This is a genomic window from Acinetobacter sp. (genome assembly GCF_036666595.1).
Taxonomy (GTDB): Bacteria; Pseudomonadota; Gammaproteobacteria; order Pseudomonadales; family Moraxellaceae; genus Acinetobacter.
Genome location: NZ_JAVWVO010000014.1, coordinates 12281 through 39112, shown reverse-complemented (window position 1 = coordinate 39112; position 26832 = coordinate 12281). Strand labels below are relative to the sequence as shown.

23 protein-coding genes are annotated in these 26832 nt (G+C 43.6%); 6 read left to right on the top strand and 17 right to left on the bottom strand.

Translation table 11 applies throughout. The features are described 5' to 3' along the window. Positions 1-9: 9 nt before the first annotated feature. The 5 genes from RR876_RS15035 to glnK all read right to left on the bottom strand — a co-directional run bounded on the left by RR876_RS15035 (position 10) and on the right by glnK (position 4834). Positions 10-1308 (bottom strand): DNA adenine methylase, encoded by a 1299-nt coding sequence (locus RR876_RS15035; protein ID WP_004692850.1) that lies wholly within the window; start codon positions 1306-1308, stop codon positions 10-12. Then, positions 1305-2408, bottom strand: coding sequence for a bifunctional diaminohydroxyphosphoribosylaminopyrimidine deaminase/5-amino-6-(5-phosphoribosylamino)uracil reductase RibD (gene ribD, locus RR876_RS15030; protein WP_332478151.1), 1104 nt, complete (start codon positions 2406-2408; stop codon positions 1305-1307). The genes RR876_RS15035 and ribD overlap by 4 nt, the downstream gene beginning before the upstream one ends. A 14-nt stretch (positions 2409-2422) precedes the next feature. Next, entirely contained in the window at positions 2423-2881 is a 459-nt protein-coding gene (gene nrdR, locus RR876_RS15025; RefSeq protein WP_332478181.1) for a transcriptional regulator NrdR, read from the bottom strand. A gap of 151 nt (positions 2882-3032) precedes the next feature. Next, the gene (locus RR876_RS15020; protein ID WP_010325684.1) at positions 3033-4436 is read right to left on the bottom strand and encodes an ammonium transporter; all 1404 of its coding nucleotides are present in this window, start codon (positions 4434-4436) and stop codon (positions 3033-3035) included. 59 nt (positions 4437-4495) lie between these two features. Further along, positions 4496-4834: a P-II family nitrogen regulator gene (glnK, locus tag RR876_RS15015; protein ID WP_004281042.1), complete on the bottom strand. Its 339-nt coding sequence runs from the start codon at positions 4832-4834 to the stop codon at positions 4496-4498. A gap of 275 nt (positions 4835-5109) precedes the next feature. Here glnK and RR876_RS15010 point away from each other — a divergent pair, with 275 nt between their 5' ends. Both RR876_RS15010 and RR876_RS15005 read left to right on the top strand, forming a co-directional pair. Next, the gene (locus tag RR876_RS15010; RefSeq protein WP_004692854.1) at positions 5110-5337 is read left to right on the top strand and encodes an accessory factor UbiK family protein; all 228 of its coding nucleotides are present in this window, start codon (positions 5110-5112) and stop codon (positions 5335-5337) included. 65 nt (positions 5338-5402) lie between these two features. Beyond that, positions 5403-6890, top strand: a complete 1488-nt coding sequence (locus tag RR876_RS15005; RefSeq protein ID WP_332478150.1) for a YifB family Mg chelatase-like AAA ATPase — start codon at positions 5403-5405, stop codon at positions 6888-6890. Between the two features lie 71 nt (positions 6891-6961). Here the strand turns inward: RR876_RS15005 and RR876_RS15000 are convergent, their stop codons facing one another. Together RR876_RS15000 and RR876_RS14995 are read right to left on the bottom strand one after the other, a co-directional pair. After that, entirely contained in the window at positions 6962-7732 is a 771-nt protein-coding gene (locus RR876_RS15000) for a TorF family putative porin (RefSeq protein WP_332637098.1), read from the bottom strand. Positions 7733-8078: 346 nt separating this feature from the next. Then, complete coding sequence (locus tag RR876_RS14995; RefSeq protein ID WP_332478148.1) at positions 8079-8849, bottom strand: TorF family putative porin; 771 nt, start codon at positions 8847-8849, stop codon at positions 8079-8081. A 459-nt stretch (positions 8850-9308) separates the two neighbouring features. Here RR876_RS14995 and RR876_RS14990 point away from each other — a divergent pair, with 459 nt between their 5' ends. Beyond that, positions 9309-10601, top strand: a complete 1293-nt coding sequence (locus tag RR876_RS14990) for an OprD family outer membrane porin (protein ID WP_332478147.1) — start codon at positions 9309-9311, stop codon at positions 10599-10601. A gap of 102 nt (positions 10602-10703) precedes the next feature. Here the strand turns inward: RR876_RS14990 and ppa are convergent, their stop codons facing one another. Both ppa and RR876_RS14980 read right to left on the bottom strand, forming a co-directional pair. Next, positions 10704-11228 (bottom strand): inorganic diphosphatase, encoded by a 525-nt coding sequence (gene ppa, locus RR876_RS14985; RefSeq protein WP_114836634.1) that lies wholly within the window; start codon positions 11226-11228, stop codon positions 10704-10706. 118 nt (positions 11229-11346) lie between these two features. Beyond that, positions 11347-11751: an MAPEG family protein gene (locus RR876_RS14980; protein WP_087014506.1), complete on the bottom strand. Its 405-nt coding sequence runs from the start codon at positions 11749-11751 to the stop codon at positions 11347-11349. Between the two features lie 107 nt (positions 11752-11858). Here RR876_RS14980 and RR876_RS14975 point away from each other — a divergent pair, with 107 nt between their 5' ends. Continuing rightward, complete coding sequence (locus tag RR876_RS14975) at positions 11859-12239, top strand: hypothetical protein (RefSeq protein WP_332478146.1); 381 nt, start codon at positions 11859-11861, stop codon at positions 12237-12239. Positions 12240-12288: 49 nt separating this feature from the next. On the opposite strand, the gene RR876_RS14970 is transcribed toward RR876_RS14975, so the two are convergent. The 6 genes from RR876_RS14970 to RR876_RS14945 all read right to left on the bottom strand — a co-directional run bounded on the left by RR876_RS14970 (position 12289) and on the right by RR876_RS14945 (position 21119). Next, positions 12289-13968 carry an AMP-binding protein gene (locus RR876_RS14970; protein WP_259234397.1) on the bottom strand — a complete coding sequence of 560 codons (1680 nt, stop codon included), beginning with the start codon at positions 13966-13968 and terminating at the stop codon, positions 12289-12291. Between the two features lie 148 nt (positions 13969-14116). Then, positions 14117-16336: a DNA topoisomerase IV subunit A gene (parC, locus tag RR876_RS14965; protein WP_114836638.1), complete on the bottom strand. Its 2220-nt coding sequence runs from the start codon at positions 16334-16336 to the stop codon at positions 14117-14119. 536 nt (positions 16337-16872) lie between these two features. Further along, the gene (locus RR876_RS14960) at positions 16873-18192 is read right to left on the bottom strand and encodes an MFS transporter (RefSeq protein WP_332478145.1); all 1320 of its coding nucleotides are present in this window, start codon (positions 18190-18192) and stop codon (positions 16873-16875) included. Between the two features lie 104 nt (positions 18193-18296). Next, positions 18297-18941: a trimeric intracellular cation channel family protein gene (locus tag RR876_RS14955; protein ID WP_004692884.1), complete on the bottom strand. Its 645-nt coding sequence runs from the start codon at positions 18939-18941 to the stop codon at positions 18297-18299. A gap of 59 nt (positions 18942-19000) precedes the next feature. Continuing rightward, the gene (locus tag RR876_RS14950; protein WP_332478144.1) at positions 19001-19468 is read right to left on the bottom strand and encodes a YchJ family protein; all 468 of its coding nucleotides are present in this window, start codon (positions 19466-19468) and stop codon (positions 19001-19003) included. A gap of 70 nt (positions 19469-19538) precedes the next feature. Then, positions 19539-21119, bottom strand: a complete 1581-nt coding sequence (locus tag RR876_RS14945; RefSeq protein ID WP_279732763.1) for a TerC family protein — start codon at positions 21117-21119, stop codon at positions 19539-19541. A gap of 335 nt (positions 21120-21454) precedes the next feature. On the opposite strand from RR876_RS14945, the gene RR876_RS14940 reads away from it, so the two are divergent. Continuing rightward, a complete protein-coding gene (locus RR876_RS14940; RefSeq protein WP_078389576.1) occupies positions 21455-22075 on the top strand; it encodes a TIGR00730 family Rossman fold protein in 621 nt (206 codons plus the stop codon). Between the two features lie 60 nt (positions 22076-22135). Here the strand turns inward: RR876_RS14940 and RR876_RS14935 are convergent, their stop codons facing one another. Beyond that, entirely contained in the window at positions 22136-23110 is a 975-nt protein-coding gene (locus tag RR876_RS14935; RefSeq protein ID WP_004692891.1) for a hypothetical protein, read from the bottom strand. Positions 23111-23273: 163 nt separating this feature from the next. Next, entirely contained in the window at positions 23274-25181 is a 1908-nt protein-coding gene (locus RR876_RS14930; protein ID WP_332478143.1) for a choice-of-anchor I family protein, read from the bottom strand. 160 nt (positions 25182-25341) lie between these two features. On the opposite strand from RR876_RS14930, the gene mdtD reads away from it, so the two are divergent. After that, positions 25342-26736, top strand: coding sequence for a multidrug transporter subunit MdtD (gene mdtD / locus RR876_RS14925; RefSeq protein WP_332478142.1), 1395 nt, complete (start codon positions 25342-25344; stop codon positions 26734-26736). Positions 26737-26832: the final 96 nt, after the last annotated feature.

The following is a 26832-nucleotide window of genomic DNA, read 5'->3' as shown; positions in this document are numbered from 1 at the left end:
TCTATATTTTTACCACAGCGCCAACTGTGTCGTGACCCCAGATGTATCGACCCCACCCAATTCGGCATAATGGTACAACTGCCCCAGTAACTGACGAATTGGCGGACCTGACTTGGCATGAGTATCGGTGATCACAATAAACTCTAACACACGGGCACGCTCAGACTGACGCTGCTTACTCACACGATAACGCGGTACATCCTGCGTTAATAAAGTCACGCGACCTCGCTCCAAATTGGCTTTGAGCAAGTCCCCTGCTTCAATATTACCATCGGTTGAATAACTGGTCAGAATGTAACGTGCATTGATGGTGGACAGTAATTTTTCGTATGCCTCTTTGGCATACTTTGACGAGTTATAAGGACTCGGACGCTCTTTGCGCCACGCACGGTCAATGCCACTTTTAAAACCTTTGGTGTCTGGTGTCGGCAAATCCACCTGATCCCATAGCGTTAAAGCATTTAAGACATGATAATTACTGCTGTAAGCATGTTGGTTATAGGGTGGATCTAGATAGGCTACATCGACCTCAAAACTACTCATTTGATTCGCCAAATGCTGCGCATCAACACACCACATTTCAGCCATCGGGTTCTTTTGCTTATTATCACCCACTTCACTAAAACGACTTGGGGTCAACCACAGCAAGGATTCAATCCGCTCTAACGCTGTTTGGGTTTTACCGCCCCAACCGTGGTGGAAGCTTTTAAAAACGCCGGAAGTATTGCTGACAAAACTAGCAGAATACAGCAGCGGTGCCAGTAAAGCAGACATCTCCACATCATCGATTGCCCCTTGTGCCTGCCATGTGGCAATTTGCTGACGAATCGCATCAATGCGCATGCCGTTGCGACGTTTGAAGAACAAACGATCACGACTTGGATCATAGATCTCATCATTTCGCGGACACAGATTATGCGTTACCCAGCCCTTAACTTCAGGCAAGCGGTTTAAATAATCAATGGCTTTTTGATAACCACCCAACTCTTTAAATGCAGGCGCTTCGGTACAGGCCAAAATGGCATGGTTCAGCGCATGGCTATACGGTTCCCAGTCATTGGCAATCACCCGATAACCATTTTGACGTGCCAAACGCGAGACCACGCCCGAACCAGCAAAGAAGTCAGCAAAAATAGGCGCACGACCATCTGCACGGTTTAAAGTCCCTGTACTCTCGAGTGCCTCTAAAATCAGATGCAACAGACGGCGCTTATTCCCCAAATAAGGAACAAGTTGATGAAATAGATATTCATCGGTGGTACGTGCCGCGTGACGACGTTTATGATAAACCGTAGACTCTGAACTCATAATGACTCTTGAGAAGGGATAAGCGTTAAGCGCACATCATCACCCAATTGTGTGACATCCATGAGCTTAAAGCGGAGTTGCTCTGCCATCTGAGAAAACTCAGCATTGAACATTGCACGTGCAGACTGACCCAATAAGGTCGGTGCCACATAACTAATCATTTCATCGACCAACTTCTCTTGTAAAAAAGCCGTCGATAACGTTGCACCTGCTTCAACCATGACATCGTAAATCTGATGCGATTGAACCAACTGCTTTAATAACTGATCTAAAGGCTGTACAGCAAACTGTAGCACGCCTACATCGGCCAATGCTTGCCGATAAGGCCCCATCACCATCACGGTGTCAGGCTGCTGTAAAATTTGAGCCGTCAGAGGCAAGCGGCCTTGACGGTCTAACACCAGACGTTTTGGTTGTACAACCGTTGTCAGATCCGCAACACCCTGAAGCTGTCTGACATTCAGCTGAGGATCATCGGCCAGTACCGTTTCAATCCCAGTGATCACGACGCCAGAAATGGCACGAAAATGCTGAACATCTAAACGTGCTGCTGAGCCTGTAATCCATTTCGACTCACCCGAAGCCATCGCCGTTCGACCATCTAAACTAGAGGCAACTTTTAAACGCACATAAGGCATACCTGTGGCCATGGCTTTTAAAAAACCTGCATTCAACTGATGTGCTTCGGCTTGGCAAATACCGACATCGACCTCAATGCCTGCTTCTTTTAAAATTTGTACCCCTTTACCGGCCACCAAGGGGTTGGGATCTGGACAGGCAATCACAACACGCGCCACACCTGCCTCGACCAAACCTTTGGCACACGGCGGTGTACGCCCATAATGTGCACAAGGTTCTAAAGTGACATAAGCCATTGCGCCTTGGGTCTGTTCGCCCGCTTCGCGCATCGCAAAAACTTCTGCATGTGGCTGACCCGCTTTAGGGTGATAACCTGTCCCCAGCAACAGCCCATCTTTGACAATGACACAGCCTACATTTGGATTTGGCTTGGTGCTGTATTGACCTTGCAGTGCTAAAGCAATCGCTTGTTTCATCCAAGCTTGGTCAGCATGTAAAGCATTAGACTGTAATTCAGACATGGATGCCAACTCGCTTAATTTTCACGTTGTTGCATTTGTTCAATTTGGTGGCGAAAGGCATCGACATCTTGAAAGTCTTGATAGACCGATGCAAAACGCACATATGCAACATGATCTAACGAAAATAAAGATTGCATGACAATTTCACCAATCGTACGTGATTTCACATCACGCTCACCTAAACGGCGGATTTGCAGCTGAATATCACTCAAGACGGTTTCAATTTGCTCTTGCGTCACGGGACGTTTTTGTAAAGCATGCATCAACGAACGACGCAATTTTGCTTCATCAAAAGGTTCACTTTTGCCATCCGACTTGATCACACGAGGCATGACCACTTCATAACTTTCAAAGGTTGTGAATCGTTCACCACAACTAATACATTCACGACGACGACGAATTTGACAACCTTCAGCGGCCAAACGCGAGTCGATCACTTTACTGTCTTCAGCGTTGCAAAATGGACAATGCATAGTGGTTAAATTGAACAAATTTGAATGGTTTTAGAGTGTAGCAAAAATTCGGTGTTTTGTAGAGTTTTACGCTAGATATAGAAAAAAAACAGCCCTTTCGGGCTGTTTCACACAATATATTGATTATACTGTTTATTTATTATTCTATTGATTAGTCCACGCGTTCGCCATGTTGGCTCAAGTCTAGGCCCATACGTTCATCATCAGATTCAACGCGAATTCCAATCACTAGATCAATCACTTTTAAGATAATGAAGGTTAAGACTGCTGAGTATGCAATCGTTGCCAATACCCCTTCAACTTGAACCCAAAGTTGATGCATCACATCACTTGGTGCTTTGTCGCCCATGATGAAGTCGCTTGCAAAGAATGCCGTTAAGATTGCACCCACGATACCACCCACACCGTGTAAACCAAACGCATCTAAAGAGTCATCGGCTTTTAAAGCACGTTTCAAGGCACTGATACCCCAGAAGCACACCACACCACCGATTAAACCCATCGCCAGTGCACCGCCGACAGTCACAAACCCTGCTGCTGGTGTAATCACTACCAGACCAGCAACCGCACCAGATGCAGCACCAAGTACTGAACCTTTACCACGTGCAACTTTTTCAGTAATTAACCAAGAGATTGCCGCTGCTGCTGCTGCTACTTGAGTCACGAGTAATGCATAACCTGCTGAGCCGTTTGCGCCCAATGCAGAACCACCGTTGAAACCAAACCAACCGACCCACAGTAGGCTTGCACCCACAACGGTTAATGCCAAGTTGTGTGGAGCCATTGATTCACGGCCTAAGCCCATACGTTTACCGAGCATGTATGCAGCAACCAAACCTGCCACACCTGAGTTGATGTGTACAACGGTACCGCCAGCAAAGTCGAGTGCACCATCATTTGCTAACCAGCCACCGCCCCATACCCAGTGAGTAATTGGTGCATAAACCACGACTACCCAAATCGAGATGAAAGCGATAAATGCGCCGAATTTCATCCGTTCTGCAATTGAACCACTAATAATGGCAACCGTAATGATGGCAAAGGTCATTTGGAAAATAACGAATAGAACTTCAGGAATCGTTCCTGTGAGTGCATCTGTGGTAATCCCAGTCAGCATGAACTTATCTAAGCCACCGATAAAAGCATTACCCTCACCAAAGGCCAATGTATAACCAATGATGACCCATGCAATACTTACCACTGCTGCAGCAACAAAGCTATGTGCCATAGTACTTAAGACGTTTTTCTTACGAACCATACCGCCGTAGAATAACGCTAAACCTGGAATGGTCATTAATAAAACCAGTGCTGTGGAGACTAAAATCCACGCCGTATCACCTGTATCTAATGTTGGTTCTTCTTCTGCAGGTGCGGGTGCTTCTACTGGAGCAGCAACGGCTTCAACCGCTTGTACCGCTGGAGCAGCCACATCCGTTGTTTCAACCACTGTGACTTGTTCTGATGGAGTTGGCGCTGTTGCTGCTTCTTCAGCCCAAGCAACAGAACCACCTAAAAGTGCGCCAGATAAGCTCAGCGCGAATAGCATCTTTTTCATTCGTATCCCCCAACCTAATTTGTGCGAGTTATGTGTTACTCAGCAAACTTCATGCCAAATTAAACGGCATCGGCACCTGTTTCACCTGTACGGATACGGATGACTTGCTCTAAATTTGTGACGAAAATTTTACCGTCGCCAATTTTTCCTGTACTAGCCACACGTGTGATTGACTCAATCACCGCATCGACCATTTCATCACTGATCGCGATTTCGATTTTTACTTTTGGTAAGAAATCAACAACATATTCAGCGCCACGATAAAGTTCAGTATGACCTTTTTGACGACCAAAGCCTTTGACTTCAGTTACCGTGATCCCTTGAACACCAATTTCAGACAGTGCTTCACGCACATCATCCAACTTAAACGGTTTTACAATTGCAGTTACGAGCTTCATGTTTGTTTTCCTTCGGCTTATTTCACCAGTAAGGTTTTATGTTCAAATTTCATGCCAAAAATTCTTAGGTTGGGGGGAAAAGAAAGTCTGACATGAGTTTTCTTTATACCCTATTCTATACATTTAAATGCGTTTTGAGCTTCAAAATTCAGGTTTTTTAGTCGAAGATTTATGATTTTTTTACAATCGATGAAATCATATTTCATCTGAAAGGCTATAGAGTCAGAAGCAGCAATGGTACACTGCTGTCACTTCTCCAACTGTTGGATATAGAAATGATTGAAACTTTATTACAAGCCATACTGGAACAAGTCGAACAACCTAAACAAGACTTAGAACATAATTTACGCGCACTGCTCAATGAAGCGGTGACCAAGATGGATTTGGTTTCCAAAGATGAAATTGAACGTCAACGTACTGCACTGAATAATGCCAATTTGCGTTTAAATGACTTATTGAAACAAGTGGAAGCTTTAGAGTTACGCATTCAGAACAAAAAATGAGCACCTGTTTGGTGCAACAAAAGACACATAACGAATTAAAATAATGCACTATAATGGAACAAAAGATGTCTTTTGCCAAAATTCACACTCGAGCTTTGCTCGGTTTACACGCACCTTCGGTTGAAGTTGAAGTTCATCTGAGCCAAGGGCTACCCTCTTTAACCATTGTGGGGCTTCCTGAAGCAGCCGTTCGGGAAAGTAAAGATCGGGTGCGCTCCGCTATTATCAATAGTGGCTTTCAGTTTCCGACTAAACGCCTCACTATCAACCTTGCGCCCGCAGATCTGCCCAAAGACAGCTCACGACTGGATTTGCCTATTGCACTGGGTATTTTAATTGCCTCTGGTCAGCTCCCTGAGCAAGGAACTGAAAATTTTGAATTTATAGGTGAGTTGGCACTTGATGGGCAACTGCGACCAATTTCAGGTACTTTAAGTATTGCGATTGCCTGCCAGCAAGCTGGACATCAACTGATTTTACCTGAGACCAATGCGCAAGAAGCCTCTCAACTGCCCAACTTTCAAGTATTTGCAGTGCAACATTTAAAACAAGTCTGTGAGCATCTGTCGCAAAACCATCTCATCCAACAGTTTCAACCCACGGCGCTAAAAGCCTCACAGCACTACAAATTTGATTTGGCCGATGTTAAAGGTCAACTGCGTCCGAGACGTGCCTTAGAGATTGCAGCAGCAGGTGGTCATTCTTTGCTATTTAAAGGACCACCAGGGACAGGAAAAACCCTATTGGCTTCACGTTTAGCCAGTATTCTACCGCCCTTGAACACGCAAGAGAATTTGGAAGTGGCGAGTATTTACTCGGTGGCCAATCATCAACATCCTTTTGGGCAGCGGCCATTTCGCGCACCGCACCACACGGCTTCTGCAGTTGCCTTAGTCGGTGGCGGGTCACAACCCAAACCCGGTGAAATTACTTTGGCACATAAAGGCGTGCTGTTTTTAGATGAACTGCCAGAGTTTGACCGCAAGGTGTTGGAGGTTTTAAGACAGCCAATTGAAGCCAAAGAGATTGTGATCTCGCGTGCTTCACGACAGATCACCTTCCCTGCCAATTTCCAACTGATTGCTGCAATGAATCCGTGTCCCTGTGGTTATGCTTTTAATCAAGATAGCCGCTGCCAGTGCTCAGCCGAAGCGATTAAACGCTATCAAAACCGCATTTCAGGGCCTTTGCTAGATCGAATTGATTTACATATTGATGTGCCACCCTTGCATGCGTCTGAATTGCAAGACACACAAGCTGTGGAAGACTCGGCAACTGTGCGCGAGCGTGTGATTCACGCTTATCAAGGGCAAATGCAGCGCCAAGCTTGTCTCAATATGGCTTTATCACCCAAACAACTCGAACAGTTCGCACCGTTAGATGGACAAGCGGCTCTAATCTTTGAAAAAGCACAACAGCGTTTAAATTTGTCTGCTCGGGGTTATCATCGTATTTTAAGAGTGGCCAGAACCATTGCGGATTTGGCCCAGTCAGAGCACATCCAAACAGGACATTTGACTGAAGCCCTCTCCTACCGACAGCAAAATGCCTAAAAGTCGCTAAACTCCACATAGAAAAACCCCTCTAGCCCTAAGGGCTAGAGGGGTTTTGAAGATGCTAAAACTTAGAAAGTTTTAGTTAAAGTAAATACTGCACCTGTTTCTACACCACGTGCTGTCGCATGATCCAGATCATCAGTATCAATATTGGTTCCTACCGCTGCCAATTCTGCTGTTGCGCCAGGAATAGACTGGAATGCATAGGTCACACCCACTTTCCAATCGACATAATTGTCATCATCACCAAATGAATATTTATCTTCATCACTCACTACGGTATAACCCACATTCGCTACACCACCAAAGCCCGTTGAACCAAATGGAATTGCATAACCAGCATTGATGTTCCAGCTGTCTGTATCTGCCGCAACATAGTCATTGGTATAGTTTAGATTGGTCAGTAGGCTGTCCCCTTCAGTGAAGACACTCGCAAAGGTTAATTTGCCATAAAACTCTAACCAGTTCAGATCATCTGCACTTGGATAGTTGTAGTACACCATACCCACATCAAGCACTGGCTTGCTGGAAAAGCTTTCTAATGTTGTTGCAAAACCAATCGATGGATCGAGTTCTAAGCTCGGTGAACCTTCGCCAAACTCAACATTTGAACCCCAAAGACCCAGATACAAGCCTGAGTCATGTGCCAAAGTAAAGCCTGCTTGTACCGCTGGATCATTTTGGGTTTGAGTTAAACCACGGAAACGATAGTCGGTTGTTACAGCAGCACTTCCGCTAAAAGAGAAACCAAACGGTAATGCTGGCTCGTCATCTGCGAAAGTGAATGTAGAAGCTGAAGCCACTACAGCTAAAGATAATGCTTTAAATGCAAATTTCATTGTTTGATTCCCCCACATCGTATCCGACGTTTTTTGGTTATTTCGATAAACTCATGTAGGTATTAGCAATAGCTATGCCACATTCAATTCAACATCAGATACACTTTTCATAATGTTATTTTAAATAATTGTTTTAATTAAATTTATATGAAATATATAAAATTGCGCTCACACTCAATTTGATCGCCAAACATCTTCGCAGTGAATTGAACTCAAGCTCATCAACCAAACATAATTGTTTACAATATGCGCTATTTTGAGACTCATCTTTGGAACGTACGTTTTTAAGTGCATAAAAAAAGTGCATCCCCAACCGATCTGGATGCACTTTTCATATCTACAACATTTAGAAGTTATAAGTTAAACCCAGCACCAGATGGTCTTTTAAATCCTCTCCCATACGATTATGTACACCATAAATATAATCCGCAGACATCTCGATACCTGTCTCTGCAAAGGGTCTACTCAGGCCTAAGCGAACTTCATTAACAGTAAACTTTTTCTCTGTAGTAAGTATGGCATCATCATGCTGACGATAAATCGATGCACCAATTGAACTATTGAATTGAAAGTTTTGTGGAAGGGCATAATGATGTGCAAGGCTTAAATAGGTGTCGCCTGCATTGGCATAGCTCACATCCACTAAAGCCACCGTGACGCCTACATCAAAGTCTTTATAGCTCAAACTATTTACAAATTCCGCTCCAGTCGTACTTCGGCGTTCTGTGCGATCTTCACTATAGACCGAGCCGCCATCACTATATAAATAAGTCACAATATGTGAGCGGTAGCTTAAATCTGGACTGTGTGTGCCTGTATAACCAATATAAAAGTCATGCTCAACACCGTGATCTTTGCTGACATCCGCTGCATCATAATTCAGTGTCGAAGCCCAATAACCTACATATAGACCCGATGCATGTTCATACTCAAGCCCAGCTTGCAGGGTCGGCTGGTCATTTTCAATCCCCCCACGATAGATATACTGACTCAGCACAGCAAGGCTTCCACTGAGTCCACCTTCTGAGCTTTGTTGCTGTGGCTCACTTGCATTGACCGACATACTGCCAGTGAAAAAAATTAAAAATAGTGCAATTTTATGTGAATTCTTATGCATTTAAGCTCTCAAAATCTCTTTAGACATGAATCATTTACTAATTCCATACCCATAAATTTTAAAGCTATTTTTTAACAATGGGTCAATTTCCCCTAGACAACTGCTGTGTAATTCATCGTTTGCCAATCTGGCTATGGGTTCTTTTGAGCTGATTCCAAAAGCCTGAAAATAGCTGAAACCTTTGATTCATAGGCTAAAACGACTTCACAGTCTATATATTATATTCTGCGATACATAGCACAAAACGGAATGAAGAAGAGAAAAATAATTTGATGTTTTATAAAGATTTATTTTATTAAACCGAACATTTTAACCAAAATAAAAATATTTCAAACATATCACTTACAAAAAAATGCATTACTTTAGTTGAATATATTAAATAAAAATGACAATTTTTCAGCGATTACTTATACAATTGCTGTTCTCTTTCCATCCAATTTGTATAAGGTTCGCTCCCCAATGCAAAACACAAAAAAATTAGCATTAGCAGTTTTAGTACAAACTGCACTTATATCAACAGCTTTTGCGAGTGAGCAAAGTGAATCTAAAGGTTTCGTTGAGGACGCTGAAGGATCAGTGCTATTCCGTACTGGTTATTTAACCCGTGACAAGAAAAATGGTGCAGCTGATACAAGTTCAGCAGCTCAAACAGCGATGGTCAAAATTGAGTCTGGTTATACTCAAGGTACCGTTGGCTTTGGTGTCGGCATTATTGGCGATACATCATTTAAATTGGGGAAAAATGGTCACACTGACAACCAAATGATCCCAACACATCCGCAAAACAATGCTGATGGCACAAAAGATGCGTATGACTACTGGACACGTGGTGGCGGTATCGTCAAAGCACGTATTTCAAATACTGAAGTACGTTACGGTACACACGTTCTAGACTTACCAGTACTCGCAAGTAACACAACACGTTTAGTGCCTGAATACTTTGAAGGTGTTTTGGCTACAAGTCGTGAGATTAATGGTCTTGAATTAACAGCTGGTAAATTCACTAAAGATCAAATGTCACACCAAATCAATACTGACGGTAACCATTTAGACCGTGCTGTAGTTTGGGGTGCAAAATATAAGTTTAATGATGCATTCAATGCATCTTACTTTGGCTTAGACAGCAAAAACGCATTAGATCGTCACTATGTGAATGCCAACTACAAGCAATCTTTGGCAAACAACAGCTCTTTAACCTATGACTTCAGCGGCTATCACACCGAGTGGGATAAGGATGTAGAGGTATCTTCTTCTACTTTACCTAGCACTTCATCTGACCGCAGTAACAATATTTGGGCATTGTCTGGTACATACAATCAAGATGCACACAATGTTATGCTTGCTTACCAACAAAGCACTGGTAACACAGGCTATGCATACGGTGAAAATGCAGACGGTTTCCAAAGTATTTATCTACCAAACTCTTACCTTTCAGACTTTAACGGTCGTGGTGAGAAGTCTGTGCAAGTTCAATATAGCCTAGATTTTGCAGGTTACGGCGTTCCTGGTCTAAGCTGGACAACTGCTTATGTCTATGGCTGGGATATTGATACAGCAACTGATGACAACGCGAAAGAAAGCGAACTCTTTAACCAAGTGAAATATACAGTTCAATCTGGTTTTGCTAAAGATGCAAGCTTACGTTTACGTTACTCTCACTATCGTAATGATGATGCTTACGCAAACGATTACTACATGCCAGACACCAACGAATGGCGTATTTGGTTAGATATTCCTGTGAAATTCTTCTAATTTCTACGGAAAAGCTAATCTAATAAAAAACCTGCACATTGTGCAGGTTTTTTATTGAAGCCTTCAATCAAACACAGTTCAATTGAGGCTTCACAGACAGGCTTATTTTGCTGCTTCGATTGCTTTAAGCACTTCTTGCTTAGCAACTTCAGAACCTTCCCAACCTGTTAATTTAACCCACTTCCCTGGCTCTAAGTCTTTATAGTGCGCGAAGAAGTGTTCAACTTGTTGGATCAGTAACGGAGGAAGATCCGTGTACTCTTTAATATCTTTATAAATTGGCGTTAACTTGTCGTGTGGAACTGCGATCAATTTCGCATCGATACCACCGTCATCTTCCATGTTCAATTTACCCACAGGGCGGCAACGAATCACTGAACCTGGTTCAACTGGATGCGGCGTTACAACAAGTACATCTAATGGGTCACCATCTTCAGACAAAGTATTTGGTACATAACCATAGTTCGCTGGGTAGAACATTGCTGTACCCATGAAACGATCTACAAAAAGTGCATCCGAATCTTTATCAATTTCATATTTGATTGGTGCTGCATTTGCAGGAATTTCGATGATCACGTAGATATCGTTCGGTGCATCTTTACCCGCAGGGATATTGCTGTAGCTCATAACATCACTCTTTAACAAGTTAAATCTTTTAAAAAACCGCATCGATTATAACGGTTTTTGAGAAAAAAATATTTCTGCGATTATACATCCACTGGGTGAAAATATGTATGTTTCGCGCTTAGCCCATCGTCAGTCGAATGACCAACAATAATAAACAAATAGGACAAAGCAATGACAAGAGCCAAACGATCGTACGGAGCGTCGACCAGTTGGCCAAATAGCAAATCCCATACACCACACGAAAGACAAGATAGGCAATACCAAAAGTCATGGTAACCACTTGCGGAATCACCATATATTCAGCCATTAAGATGGCTGCAATAAATAACGGTAAACTCTCAAAGCTATTTTGCTGTGCCGCATTGGCACGTGCTGCCAGACCAGTCGTCTTGGCGAGAAATTCGCGCGGATGTTGATTATCTTTGGCGCGAAATCCTGCTGTTTTTTTAGCAATGATTGTAAATACGTAAGGCAGTAAACAAGCAATTAAAATGAGATAAATAATCCCGCTAATGCTTTGCATTGGTTTTTTCTCATCAAGATCATTTCGAAAGCTATCATAGCATGGCATTCCGAGGATAAATTTGGTTAAATTATAGTGTTTTTATAATTTCCCGATGAGACTCCAGCATGGCTAGCCCTGATCAAAAAGAAATGTTCGACGTGCTCGAAATTCAGCGTCAACATCAACGCCAAGTGGATCGTGTGTTAAAGATTGTGCTTCCCATTACTGCATTTTTATTGGCGGTCATTTGTGCCAATATGAATATTGGTTCGACTCTTGGCACACTGGTCATGCTGATCATCGCATTTTGGATGGTGGGGATTAAACGTCAAAACCTACGGTCTTGGTTACTTGCAGTGACCGTCTATTGTCTGATCGATAATGTCCTGAGTTTTGGTAATTTTGCTTTCCCAGCCTTTAGTCGTCAGTGCGGTACGATGCTGACCTTTGTTGGCATCTTAGGCATTGGCCGTCCCTATATCGACCGATGGTTAATGAAAAATTAAATGCGAACATGAAAAAAAAGCGCCTGACGGCGCTTTTTTTTATTTGAACTTAAGCTGTTTTACGTAAATCTTTACGTAGGATTTTACCTACGTTTGATTTCGGTAACTCGTCCAAGAATTCAACATAACGCGGACGTTTGTAACCCGTTAAATTCTCTTTCGCGAATGCCAATACTTCTTCTGTGGTTAAAGATGGATCTTTCTTCACCACAAACAGTTTTGGTACTTCACCTGATTTTTCATCAGGTACACCAATGGCAGCCACTTCCAATACTTTAGGATGCTTTGAAACCACTTCTTCAATTTCTGAAGGGTAAACGTTAAAGCCTGACACCAAAATCATGTCTTTTTTACGGTCTACGATTTTAATATAACCACGAGCGTCCATGACACCAATGTCCCCCGTACGGAAGAAACCATCTTCAGTCATCACTTTAGCTGTTTCATCTGCACGGTTCCAATAGCCACGCATCACTTGTGGACCACGGATTGAAATCTCACCTTGTTCACCCAGAGCAACTTCTTTACCGTCATCATCCAAAATTGCAACTTCAGTTAATGGCAATGGAATACCAATTGTGCCACTGAACTCTTCTGAAGCTGGCGGATTTGCCGTTGCCACAGGTGAAGTTTCAGATAGGCCGTAACCTTCAATGATGTTGGTTCCAGTAATTCGCTTCCACGCTTCTGCTGTAGAAGGAAGCACAGCCATACCACCGCCCATCGCCATTTTCAATTTGCTGTGGTCGAGTTGCTTAAACTCTTCATTGTTCACTAAAGCATTGAATAGTGTATTCACTGCTGGGAAGAATGACGGTTGGTATTTACGTAACTCTTTCATCACCGCAGGTAAGTCACGCGGGTTTGGAATCAAAACGTTGGCTTGGCCTTTGTACATGCCGTACATCGCACAAACCATGAACGCAAAAATATGATATAGCGGTAATGCACAGAAAATACGGTCATCAGGCTGACCATCTTGTGCACCGAATTTACTTTGGAAAATACCGTCACACTGCAACATGTTCGCCACAAGGTTGCGATGCGTCAGTTCTGCACCTTTAGATACCCCTGTAGTACCGCCAGTATACTGAAGCACGGCTGTGTCACTTAATGTTAAGTTCGGGCGCTTATAGTTACTCGCACTGACTTTCGACATCGCTGCGTTAAAGCGAATATGACCAGGAATATTCCATGCTGGAATTTGCTTACGCACTGAACGTAATACGAAGTTCACCAGTGTGCCTTTTAATGCACCTAACATGTCACCTACAGAGGCAATCACGACATGTTTAACTGGGGTTTTACCATTAATCGCTTGATAAACAGAGGCAAAGTTTTCGATGATCACCAAAACTTCTGAACCCGAGTCATTTAACTGATGTTCAAGTTCGCGCGCGGTATACAGTGGATTGACGTTAACCAGTACTAAACCTGCACGGAATACACCCAAAGCAACGATAGGATACTGAAGAACGTTCGGCATCATCACAGCGACACGTGAGCCTTTTGCTAGGCCCAGACTTTGTAAATATGTTGCAAATTTACGGCTTGCTTCCTCTAACTCACTAAAAGTGAGCACTTTATCCATAAAGATAAAAGCATCACGAGAGCCAAATTTTTGGAAATTTCGTTCAAAAACATCTACTAATGACGTGTTTTCTGGTGGCAATTCTACAGTCTCTGGAATCCCCGTTTTTTGGTATTCTGCGAACCAAATTTTTTCCATATCGCCCGATTCTCCTATCAGTAATCCTTAAATTTCAACTATTGTTCTCAATATTAAGCGCTCTTTATTTAACTTGTGTTGCTTAATACTGCATCCATTTCCCGCATACATACCATATATAACGTATTTTGATCAATGGATGCTAGTTTTATCTCTGAACTAACAGTTTATTTGCTTTTTGATAACCACGTGGTAATAACTGCCCTTTTGATGCTCTTTTGCCTATGTATTTTTGCAAGTCATCACCCTTCAATTTTAATTGCTGCTGTCCCGCAACGACTTGCAGTATTTCATCTAGCGTTAATCTTGTCATGAATACAATTTGATCTTTCTCTTCAAGTTGTATCAATTTATTACCTTTACCTTTATTCAAAATAGGTAACTCTGACAATTCTAAAATCAACAAACGACCCGTTGAGGTCAATAACGCCAAATGGGTGGCTTGATCAACACTAGTTAACGGCATGACTGTGGCTTTTTCAGGTAAAGTTAAGAAGGCTTTCCCTGCTTTTGCATTGGTATCTAACTGTTTTGCCTGTGTTTTAAAACCATACCCTTTGCTACTCAGCGCCACGACTTCGGTTTCATCATCAGCAATGAAGACTTGTTTAAAACCAACACCACTGGCTGGGGATAATTTTGAACTCAACGGTTCTCCCAGACCACGTGCGGATGGTAGGCTATTAATGGCTAAGGCATAACTACGTCCTGACTCATCCAGCACATATACGCGCTGATTCGATTTGCCTTGCGCATGACTAAGGTATTGATCGCCTGCACGGAAGTTCAAGTTTTCAGCATCAACCTCATGACCTTTGGCTGAACGAATCCATCCCGCTTCAGACAAGACCACGGTCACAGGATCAGCAGGCATGAAGTCTTGCTCACTCATCGCCGTCGCTTCTGCACGATGCACGATTGGCGAACGGCGGTCATCGCCATATTTTTTCGCATCATCTTTGAGTTCATTGATGATCAAAGCTTTTAAAGACTCAGGATTGGCCAACTGTTCACGAATCAATGCAGCTTTAGCTTCTAACTCTTCTTGCTCGCGGCGCATTTCCATTTCTTCAAGTCGGGCCAAATGACGCAACTTGAGTTCTAAAATGGCTTCGGCCTGAATATCATCAATATTAAAACGTGACATCAACTCCGCTTTGGGCTGTTCTTCTTCACGAATAATACGAATCACTTCATCAATATTTAAATAGGCAATAATCAAACCGCCCAAAATATGTAAGCGTTTTTCAATTTTATTCAGGTGATATTGCAGACGACGGGTGACTGTTTCCTTTCGAATTTCAATCCACTCCAGCAAAATACGACGAATCGATTTCACTTGTGGACGGCCATCTGCACCAATCATGTTCATATTGACCCGATAGCTCGACTCAAGATCAGTGGTGGCAAAAAGGTGACTCATTACCGCTTCAGCATCAATCCGATTTGAACGCAGTACAATCACCAAACGGGTTGGGTTTTGATGATCCGATTCATCTCGTACATCGCTGACCAAAGGCAGTTTTTTCGCCTGCATTTGATCTGCAATTTGCGAAATAACTTTCGAGCCTGACACTTGATAAGGCAAGTCCGTGATCACAATTTCATTTTTTTCGATGCGATACACCGAACGCATACGGTAACTGCCCCGACCTGTACTTTGTATTTTTAACAGCTCTTCAGGTGGCGTAATAATTTCTGCTTTGGTCGGCAAATCGGGGGCAGGAATGTATTCTGCAACTTTTTCATCGCTTAAATTTGGATTGCGAATTAAGGCAATGGTGCCTTTTACGACTTCACGCAGGTTGTGTGGTGGAATGTCCGTAGCCATACCAACCGCAATACCGGTGGTGCCATTTAACAATATATTCGGAATACGTGCAGGTAAAGTCACAGGCTCTTTCATCGAACCATCAAAGTTATCCTGCCAGTCACAAGTCCCCTGTCCCAGTTCAGACAAAAGCACTTCACTATACTGAGATAATTTGGCTTCGGTATAACGCATCGCCGCGAACGATTTCGGATCATCAGGAGAACCCCAGTTACCTTGACCCTCAATAAACGGATAACGATAACTAAAAGGCTGCGCCATCAGCACCATCGCTTCATAGCAGGCCGAATCACCATGCGGGTGATACTTACCGAGCACATCGCCGACGGTACGCGCAGATTTTTTGGGTTTACCACTGTGTTTCAGCCCCAATTCACTCATGGCATACACAATACGGCGCTGTACGGGTTTTAAGCCATCGCTGATATGCGGTAAGGCACGATCCATGATCACGTACATGGCGTAGTTGAGATATGCTTGTTCAGTAAATTCTGCTACGGAACGGTTTTCTGTCGCTTGATGCGCAAGGTTCGTCATAACAACCTGTCATCCTAATTAATCGTTTTTTGTTTAAGTTCTTATGCTATGTCGCAGGCTCTGCCTATACAAGTGAAAGCGTACACCACTACGACAAATTGCGTCTTTAGATGTTCCTAGTGTCGTAAAATTATCCATTTTTTTTAAAATGAGCAACTAATTATTTTTAAGTTCAGTTGTTGTATTCATCTCTGCGCGTCAATGATAACGGTTAAGCAACTTCAGCCCACTCAACTTGATCGATACGATCGACAAAAAATCATGTCATCCTCGCCCAAGGGGCTACACAATCAATTGGGTATATTGCATCAATCAAGCAGTGATTATTTAAGCGGTCTCATCATTAGCAAGATCCGCATTTATCAAAATGCAGCTTTGAGAGGCCACGTTTTGGCCGAAAAGGTTCAATTTTTTTATTGCTGAGTAGGATCTTATTATCGGTTATTTTCAGATCCATCATCTAGATTTTATGTTGATGTTTACTGAAGGCTGAGAGTCTCCAGACATCTTCCTCTCAATCTTCAGTGCGGACTAAATTACAGTCCAATTTCTTCCAATGTTTTGCCTTTGGTCTCTTCGCCCAAAATCAAAATCACCGCTGCCACCGCAAGCAATACTGCAGTAAACATCATAAAGATCACGCTAAATCCATTGCTCTGTACCATCATATGTGTCACCACCATCGGCGCGACAATACCACCCATACGACCAATGGCCGATGCCCAGCCCGAACCAAAAGCCCGGATATTGGTTGGATATTGCTCTGGGGTATAGGTATACAACACCCCCCATGCACCGAGGTTAAAGAATGACATCAGACAGCCCCAAAACATGATCATGCTCACAGTGTCAGCTTGACCAAAGAAATACGCTGAAACTGCACACATGCCAATAAAACCTGCCAAGGTTGCTTTACGTCCCAGCTTTTCGACCAGCCATGCTGCGGCCACATAACCCGGAAGCTGTGCCAAAATCATCACCAAGACATATTCAAAAGACTGAACAATACTATACCCCTGCTTCACCAGCAAACTGGGTAACCATGTAAAAATGCCATAATACGAATAAACAATACCAAACCAAATCAGCCATAACATCAAGGTTCTACGCGCAAATGCCCCCGACCAGAGCTGGGTAAAAGACACATTCTTTTTTTCTGCCACGGGTTTAACGATGATATGTTCAACGACTTCAACACCGCATTGACGTTCAATCTGCTGCACCAAGGCATGCGCTTCCACAATACGACCACGGTTGATGAGATAAGGAATTGACTCAGGCACCTTGAACCAAATCACAATGGCGTACAGTGCAGGAATCCCACCGATTAAGAAAGCCATATGCCAGTCAAATTTTGGAATCACAAAATACGCCACCAATGCAGCGCAAAGCCAACCTAAGCCCCAAAAACTTTCTAGCAGCACGATAAAACGCCCACGCACCTGCGCAGGAATGTATTCGCTGACCAAGGTTACTGCGACAGGCAACTGTCCACCTAAGCCTAAACCGACAATAAAACGAAACACCAACAACCACGTTAAGTTTGGGGCAAAGGCACAGGCCGCCGTCGCTAAACTGTAAATCACCAGAGTCGCGGCAAAAACTGTTTTACGCCCGATGCGATCGGCCAGACCACCTGAGCACACCGCACCAATCGCCATTCCGACAAAGCCAATTGAGACCACCCAACCTTTCTCAGTTGGACTCATATGCCAGTCTTCGGCCATTTTTGCCAAAATAAACGAAATCAGCCCCGTGTCCATGGCATCGAACATCCAGCCCAAGCCAATGACCCACAACAAGGTGTAGTGAAATTTACCGATCGGTAAGCGTTGTATGCGAGAAACTAAATCCATAGCTCGGCCTCTAAAGCGGGAAAAAGATAGCGGGCTGCTTTCTCAACTGGCTTTATCATTATGTGCTTTTTTTATACAAACAAGGCAGTCAAATCGCCGTTATTTTAGCTGGCATCTTTCGAGGAAGCCGATTGCTCATCATCATCTTGATAAATGAATTTTGGCATTTCTAAGCCAAAGTAAATCGCGATTAGACGTAAACTAAAACCAAAGATCAAAGTCGAAATCACGGTCAGCTCAAGTGATAAACCCAGCTGAATGCAGCCCCAATAGAAAATCACCGCGACAAAAGAAATACTGGCATACAGTTCACGGCGGAACACCAAAGGGACGTCATTACACAAAATATCACGCAAGATACCGCCCGATACTCCTGTAAGGACTCCAGCAACCGCAGACACCACAAAGCCATGTCCCATTTCTAAGGCAATTTGACAGCCGATGATGGTAAAACCGATCAGGCCCAAAGCATCGAGCACCAAGAAAATGTTGCGTAAATGGCGCATCCACTTAGCAATCAAAATCGTCATAAAAGCGGCAAAACACGTCAGCATCAGATATTCAGGATGCTTGACCCAAGTCAGCGGATAATGTCCCAATAACACATCGCGGACAGAACCTCCGCCCAGTGCTGTGACACAGGCAATAATCACCACACCAAACCAATCCATACTACGCCGACCCGCCGACAGTGCGCCTGTCATTGCCTCTGCAGTGATCGCTATAATATAAATAATAGTGAGTAACATCGCCTGGATTCCATATAGGCTAATTGATGCGCGCTATTCTAAGCCAAATTTGCTTAAAATTATAAAAATTGTGCACAACATTGTTTAAATTTTTTCCCTGAACCGCAGATGCACGCTTGTTTCATGGTGATTTGCATTTCAGTGGTCGGATCTAAAAAATACCATGCATCGGCATGTTTCACAAAATGTGAAATTTCATGGTGTATCTGTGGCGATGTGCCATCGTGATAATGGGCCTTGAACTCGACCATGGCATGGTTTTTATCGAGTTTTTCATTGGCCTGCACGACGTCTAACTTCAACCATTGATTGCTTCGACTCCACTCTGCAATTGCTGCAACATCTAGAGCCTGTTGCTGCCCCAACGCTGTGGTTTGCACAATGTAATCAATTTGCTGTTTGGCAAAAGCACTATAACGTGAGCGCATAAGTTGAGTAGCGCTCTGCGCACGGCTTTGTCCCAAGTGCAATGGCTGACAGCACTGCTTATATTCGCCCTGCCCACACGGACACTCAACATTACTCATGATTTTTCCATAAAAAATAGCTCGACATTGCGAGCTATTTTAACCTGTTCAAACCAGATTAAGGTTTGTTTTAAGATGATTCCTTGTGCAGATCTGACTTGGGAATTACATGCACTTTTTCAATTTTGTGCCCATCCATCGTCACCACTTCAAAAATACAACCATCTGCTTCAAGGCTAGAGCCATTCTCGGGTAAACGGCCTAAATGAAAGAGGATATAGCCTGACAAGGTTGAGTACTGATCAGACTCATCGACCAAATCCCGATCCAACAATAACGACACATGGCGAATATCGGTTGAACCATCGAGCATCAAGCTACCATCTTCTAAACTTTCAGCCACATTGTCTTCAGCATCTTCATCGGGGAACTCCCCTGCAATCGCCTCTAATACGTCAATCGGTGTGGCAATCCCTTCAATCGAACCATATTCGTTCAAGACCAAAGCCATTTGCAACGGTGCTTGACGCAGTTGTTCCATCACCATCAGGACTTGCGCATTTTCATGCACAATCACAGGTTCACGTAAATGTTTATCAAAATCGAGTACACCCGTTTCAATATATTCATTCAAAACTTTATGGGTCAGCACCACACCTGCGATGTTGTCTAACTCGCCCCGTGCCACGATTAAACGTGAATGCGTAATACTGAGTAGTTGTGACTTGATTGAGGCTTCTTCATCCTCTAAATCAATCCACTCCAACTCTGGACGTGGTGTCATCACGGACTTCACAGGACGCTCGGACAAACCCAGCACCCCTTGCACCAAGACACTATGATAGACCCCATTTTCAGGATCAAATACTTCATCCGCATAGGCACGAGTTGCCAGGACATCTTCAGGCTCAGAGGTATGATCACTACTTTTACCGCCCAACATTCGCAGTACCGCAGACGCAGTTTTATAGCGAAGGTCTGTGGTGGTGACCATTTTCTCTTGATTACGGCGCATGGTTTGGTTGATGAATTCAACAATCACCGAGAAACCAATCGCGGCATATAAGTAGCCTTTTGGAATATGGAAACCAAAGCCTTCTACAATCAATGAGAAACCGATCATCATCAAGAAGCCAAGACACAAAATCACCACGGTCGGATGTTTGTTGACGAACTCCATCAAGGCTTTCGATGCCCACAACATAATACCCACGGCGATAATCACCGCAATCATCATCACAGACAGGTGCTTAACCATACCGACTGCGGTAATCACCGAGTCTAAGGAAAACACAGCATCCAACACCACAATCTGAACGATCACCATCCAAAACACAGCATTGGCTGGACTTTCTTCTTTCTGAACCACTTTGGCATCAATACGTTCATGCAGTTCCATGGTGCCTTTAAACAGTAAGAACACCCCACCAAACAGAAGAATCAAATCCCGTCCTGAGAAAGGATGATCGAAGATATGGAACAGCGGCTCGGTCAGTGTCACCACCCAAGCAATTGAGGCCAACAGCACCAAACGCATTAAGAGTGCAAGGATCAAACCAACAACTCGAGCCGTATTGCGTTGTTCTGGTGGAAGTTTCTCCGCCAAAATCGCAATAAAAACCAAGTTATCAATCCCCAGCACAATTTCCAGCACCACTAAGGTGAGTAATCCCACCCACGCAGAAGGATCAGACATCCATTCAAATATCATGTGATCTGCTCCTGTCGAGGGGAAATATATGGTGCATAACGCAACTTAAGCGGATGAAAAGGAAGATTCAGCACCAATGGCTGTAATTTTTTTTCGGAAAACTGAAGATGTCTTGAGCGACAACTACCACTACCCATGTTCGTTCTTGTGTTGTAAAACAGGAAATAAGTATAGGCAAGATCTACATGAAATTCATCTTTTTTTCAAAAGCGCACTGTTTTAAAAGATTTAACAAATTATTACCCGATTGTTAGATTAAATACAGCTTGCCGTCACATTTCTTGCTTAAACTAAGAGAGAAAAAGTAGATAAAGCAAAAGGTAAAAACATACGCCATGAATAGTGAATTAAAAATATCCTCTCTCAACACTGAAGTAAATGTTCAAACCACTCAACCTCTGATTGCACTTTACTGCGGTTCTCGTTCAGGTAATAAACCGATTTATCAAGAAAAAGCGATTGCACTGGCACAAGGTTTAGCTAAACAGGGTTTTGGTCTGGTTTATGGGGGTGCCAGTATTGGCCTCATGGGACAAGTGGCCGATGCCATGATTAGCCACGGCGGTGAAGCCGTCGGCGTCATTCCAGAATTTATGCTGGATTATGAAATTGCGCATCACCAACTGACCGAATTACATATTGTACAAACCATGCATGAGCGCAAAGCCTTAATGGCCGAACGCGCAAGCGCCTTTGTCGCACTACCCGGCGGTTTAGGCACTTTTGAAGAAATTTTAGAAGTGGCAACCTGGGGACAACTAAACCAACACCAAAAACCGATGATGATTTATAACGTCAATGGTTTCTATGACGCACTGATTACCCAGTTGGATCATGCAGTAGAAGAAGGTTTTCTACCGCCACAGCACCGCGCAAAAGTAATTGTATGCAACCATGCTGAACAGATTTATTCAGCTATTGCCAACCTCGGCAGCCCAGCACACTTTGCCATTTAAATCCTGTTCTTAATGCCATAAAAAAAGCGAGCCTAGAGCTCGCTTTTTTAACATGTGCGGTTATTGCCCATAATGGGTGACAAAGTTATAGAACCACGGCAGTGTGGTCGCCAAAATCACCGACATAGCTAAACCAAACATCAATTTCATCGCATCTTTACTGACGTTACGTGAAGTGCGGTGTTTGTTCACTTCATCAAAAATCATCGACATTGCAAACTCACGACCTGCAAGTAAACCTAAGAATACCCATGTGGTACTCATTGGAATATTGCTCCACTCTTTGAAGACCAACAAAATCAGGGCATACATAAAGTCAATAATAGTCGCTGCACGAATATCAGTGACACCTGTTTTGGTATCAACAATCTTCTGAATCGCACCACCGCGTTGGTACAAAATCACCGCCAACAACACCACAAAGACCGTGATGGCAAACAGTAAAAATGAAAACGGCACTTGACGGGGTACATAGACGAAAATATTGGCCAAATCTTGAATCAGCCACTGACTCCACAGAAAAGCCGTAGAGACCCACTGTAGCCCGATCCAAATATGCGACGGTTCTTGATTACGAGTTTTTGCAAAATACTTCGCGACTTGGCGCATCACAAAACGATAGACAATAATCGCAACCACAAATGCCACCGCGTAGCCCATCATCGATTTCACCATCATCGAACCTAAACTTGCAGGCGAGAAAATGGTTAAAACCAAGAAAGTGGTACTGACGGGAATTCCGTATTTGGTTAAAAATAACAGTAAAATCGGTGGCACAATATAGAGCCACGTGACCCCACCCTCAGGAAAAGGGATCGTTTCTAAACGGCCATATGATGCATCCCCCACACCGGATGCATACCAACCATAAATCAACACCACCACCAAAATGGTGCTGATAAAGAGCCAAAGCACCCACCAAGGACGATGTGCATTGGATGAAATAAACGTACCTAATGTCTGTGGCACATCATTTCCGACGATAGAATAAGCGGCTAAACAGAAGCCTATCACCATCAAAATTTCGATTGTCATAAAACCAACCTTTTGAATAATTTATTCCAAGACAGTGCCTTTGGAGGTTTGCCAAAGATTATGACGGTTTTATTTCATTTTCATGACATCATTGTCATATATTTTTTGTAGCGCCATAAAAAAGAGCACCGTAGTGCTCTTTTCCAAACGCAGAATTCAGCCTTTAATTGAGTTTGACTTCATAAACTGCCGTACTACCACTGACTTCATTTCCCACCACCAACAGCGGACGACCATTGGGTGAATTCTTCGCTGCGATGAAGATCAAACCTTCTGGGCCTAAGTCACCTTGCTTCGTGACTTCTGTTTCATTGGTATTGCGATGGTTCAGATATTGAACAAATTTAGCCTGATTCGGGTTGCTAATGTCATACACCATGATGCCACTGGCACGCTCAAGTCCAATAAACGCAAAGGTCTTTTCACCAATTTTACCCAAAGTCACGCCTTCAGGTTCAGGGCCTTTATTGTCACTACGGTCATCAAATTTAAATGCTTCATGATTGCTATTAAATTGATGTGGAAATAACTCCGCAATTTTTCGCTCAAACTCACTCCCCGAGTCCCATACAATCTGCTTGGTTTCAGGGTCGACAATACTCACCGAACGGCCACCATAAGCATATAATTTGTCATAAGTCAGACGACCACTTTCATCCAGCTTTGGCAGACCAGTCAGTGGATCTTTTTGATAGCCTTGCGTCCAACTAATGGTCAAACGTCCAATTTGTGAATCTTTAATTAAATTATCCGCGCAGACTTCTGTTGCGTCAGCCGTTTGACAAAGTTTAAACACCTCTGGGTTTAATTTCGCCCCTTTCACGCCCGGTGCAAGCTGACGTAAATGCGCTGCATAATCGCCCTTGGCGTCAAAACCTGCTTTTTTAAACAAATGTTTGATGCGTATCTCTTCTGCATAACCAGCATTTATGTCCCCGCCTTCAAAGTATTTGGCTTCATCCCTTAGCCATTCACGGGCATCCCCTTCATTGGCCGTGACCAAATAGGTTTTACCGTTGGCTTGATATTGGGCAATGCCATCGGGCATATACATGCCATATAGCCCTGGCCAAGAGTGGATATTAATCATGCCTGCATCTTTTGCACATTCTGTAATACTACGCCCCAAAGAGTCTTGACCAATAGCACAGTCACGATCACTTCCATCCAAGGCATTTTCAGGCAAGCTATGGTCCTTGTAGCCCATCGGGAAAAGATCAACAAATTGATTTTTTTCTAAATCTAAAACCCCAATCGCATTGTTTTCCTGCAAACTGACCCATGCTTTTTTACCATCAGCACTGACTGCGATGTACTCAGGCTCTAGGTCTTGTGCAACGGTGGTCGTTTGAATACCTACGGTCGCTACATTTGAGTATTGACTGATGTCTGGGCCGAAAATACGAATGCCTACATCTAATAAGTCTTGTTTACGGTCATTCCATGCGTGGAAGCCCGCAATGCTTGCTGTTGGTTTTTGAATATCTGAAATATCAATAATGCTGACCGAACCTTCGGGATCGACTTGATAACCTTCATTCGGTTCCGCTTCATTCGCTACCAGTACTTTTCGACCATCAGGCGTGAAGGTCAACATATCTGGCAAAGCCCCTACAGTGACTTGGCTGATAAAAGAGAGATCCTGTGCTTTAAAGAAAGCCACAATACCGGTTTGGGTTTTATTCTCAGCCTGCACCGCAAGCGCGACGATGCCATTATGCACCGCGACACTATTCACTTCGGAATTGGCTAAATAAGTTTTGGCATCCAAAGATTGGATATATGTCGGCTGTACTGGTTTAGAGAAATCTAAAACATCGACCATGCCTTTTTGTGCATTCACCACGAACAGACGCTTACTCGCAGCATCATAGGCGGGGATTTCAGCTGCACTCTGTCCAAATATCCCCGACTCATAACTTGCAAGATGAACCAGTTCAATACTATTCGGCGTGGCTTCCTCTACCACAGGTGGTGGTGTGATGGTTTGCGCATCATCACTGTCATTGCATCCTGCTAAGCCCAACCCCATGCATGCTAAAAAGACAGCACTATATGTTTTATTCATCATGATCTAAATATCGGTTCAAATTTGACCAATATATGACGCACGCGTTGCAAACACATGACGCAGAGATGTCAATTTAATGGCATGTGATGAATGCACATTCGCAACAACAGTCCAACTTAAATTAAGCTAAACTGTTTAAAAATTTCACTTTGTTGTATCTATGAACCAAACGCCGACCCATCAAGCACTCGCTCCTGAGTACCGTCTTTTGGTACTTCTGGTTTCGATTGGCTTTTTTATGCAAGGCTTAGATACCACCATTGTGAATACCGCTCTACCGGCTATGGCAGCCAGTTTGAATGAAGACCCACTGCAAATGCATAGCGTGGTAGTGGCCTATGTGCTTGCCGTTGCTGCCTGTATTCCCTTGAGTGGCTGGCTCGCTGACCGTTTTGGGGTGCGCAATACTTATTTCAGTGCCATTATCATTTTTACCCTTGCCTCACTGGGCTGTGGCTTTTCTGAAAGCGTCAATGAGTTGTTGTTCTATCGCGTGCTACAAGGCGTAGGCGGTGCATTATTGCTCCCTGTTGGCCGTTTAGCCATGCTCAAGGTCATTCCGCGGACGCAATTCTTATCAGCCATGAGTTTAATGAGTCTCGCGGGACTAATTGGCCCTCTGATTGGTCCAACACTCGGAGGCTGGTTGGTCGAAGTCAGTACATGGCATTGGATTTTCCTGATTAACCTCCCCATGGGGCTGTTAGGGGTCCTGATTAGCTTTAAAGCCATGCCGAATGTCACCGAGCAGAATGTATCGCGTTTTGACTTTTGGGGTTTTATCCTGTTGGTGATCACCATGGCAGGACTATCTTTAGGGATTGAAAATTTTGCCAGCCCACACCTGACTTTATGGTGGAGTATGGGGCTGATTGTGCTGAGCTTAGTAACTGCGCTTTGGTATGCCTATCATGCACATACCCATCAAAATGCGCTATTTCGCAGTAAACTGTTTCGTAACCGCATTTATGCCGTGGGTATTTTAGGTAACTTCTTTGCTCGCCTCGGTGGCAATGCTATGCCCTTTTTGATGCCACTCATGTTACAAGTGGCTTTCGGTTTTGAACCCTTTGTGACGGGACTCTTAATGATTCCGACCGTGCTGGGTTCACTGGCATCCAAACCCATCATTCGTCACTTGATTCAGCGCTTTGGTTATCGCCACGTGCTTTTGGTTAACACCTTATTGGTCGGCGCATGTATCGCCAGTTTTGCCCTCAATACCGCAGATACCCCAACTTGGCTGCGCGCGCTGCATTTCTTTGTTTTTGGTATGCTGAACTCCCTGCAATTTGTGTCTATGAATACCCTCACGTTAAAAGATTTACCACAACAAGATGCCAGCAGTGGCAACAGTTTCTTGTCAATGATCATGATGGTGTCGATGAGTATTGGCGTGGCTTTGGCAGGTACTTTGGTCAATGTCTTTACGGCGTATTGGGGCACAGATCATATCGTCATGGCATTCCATAACACCTTAATTGTATTGGGCTGTATTAACCTGATTACCGCAGCCATTTTCTGGCACATCCCTAAAGATACCGTGGATGAATAACAGATACAAAGTGCTGCCATTCACTGACCATAATCATCATGGTCAGTTCCGCAAATTCGAGCTATGATGATGAGCTAAAAACCAATACCTGCAAAA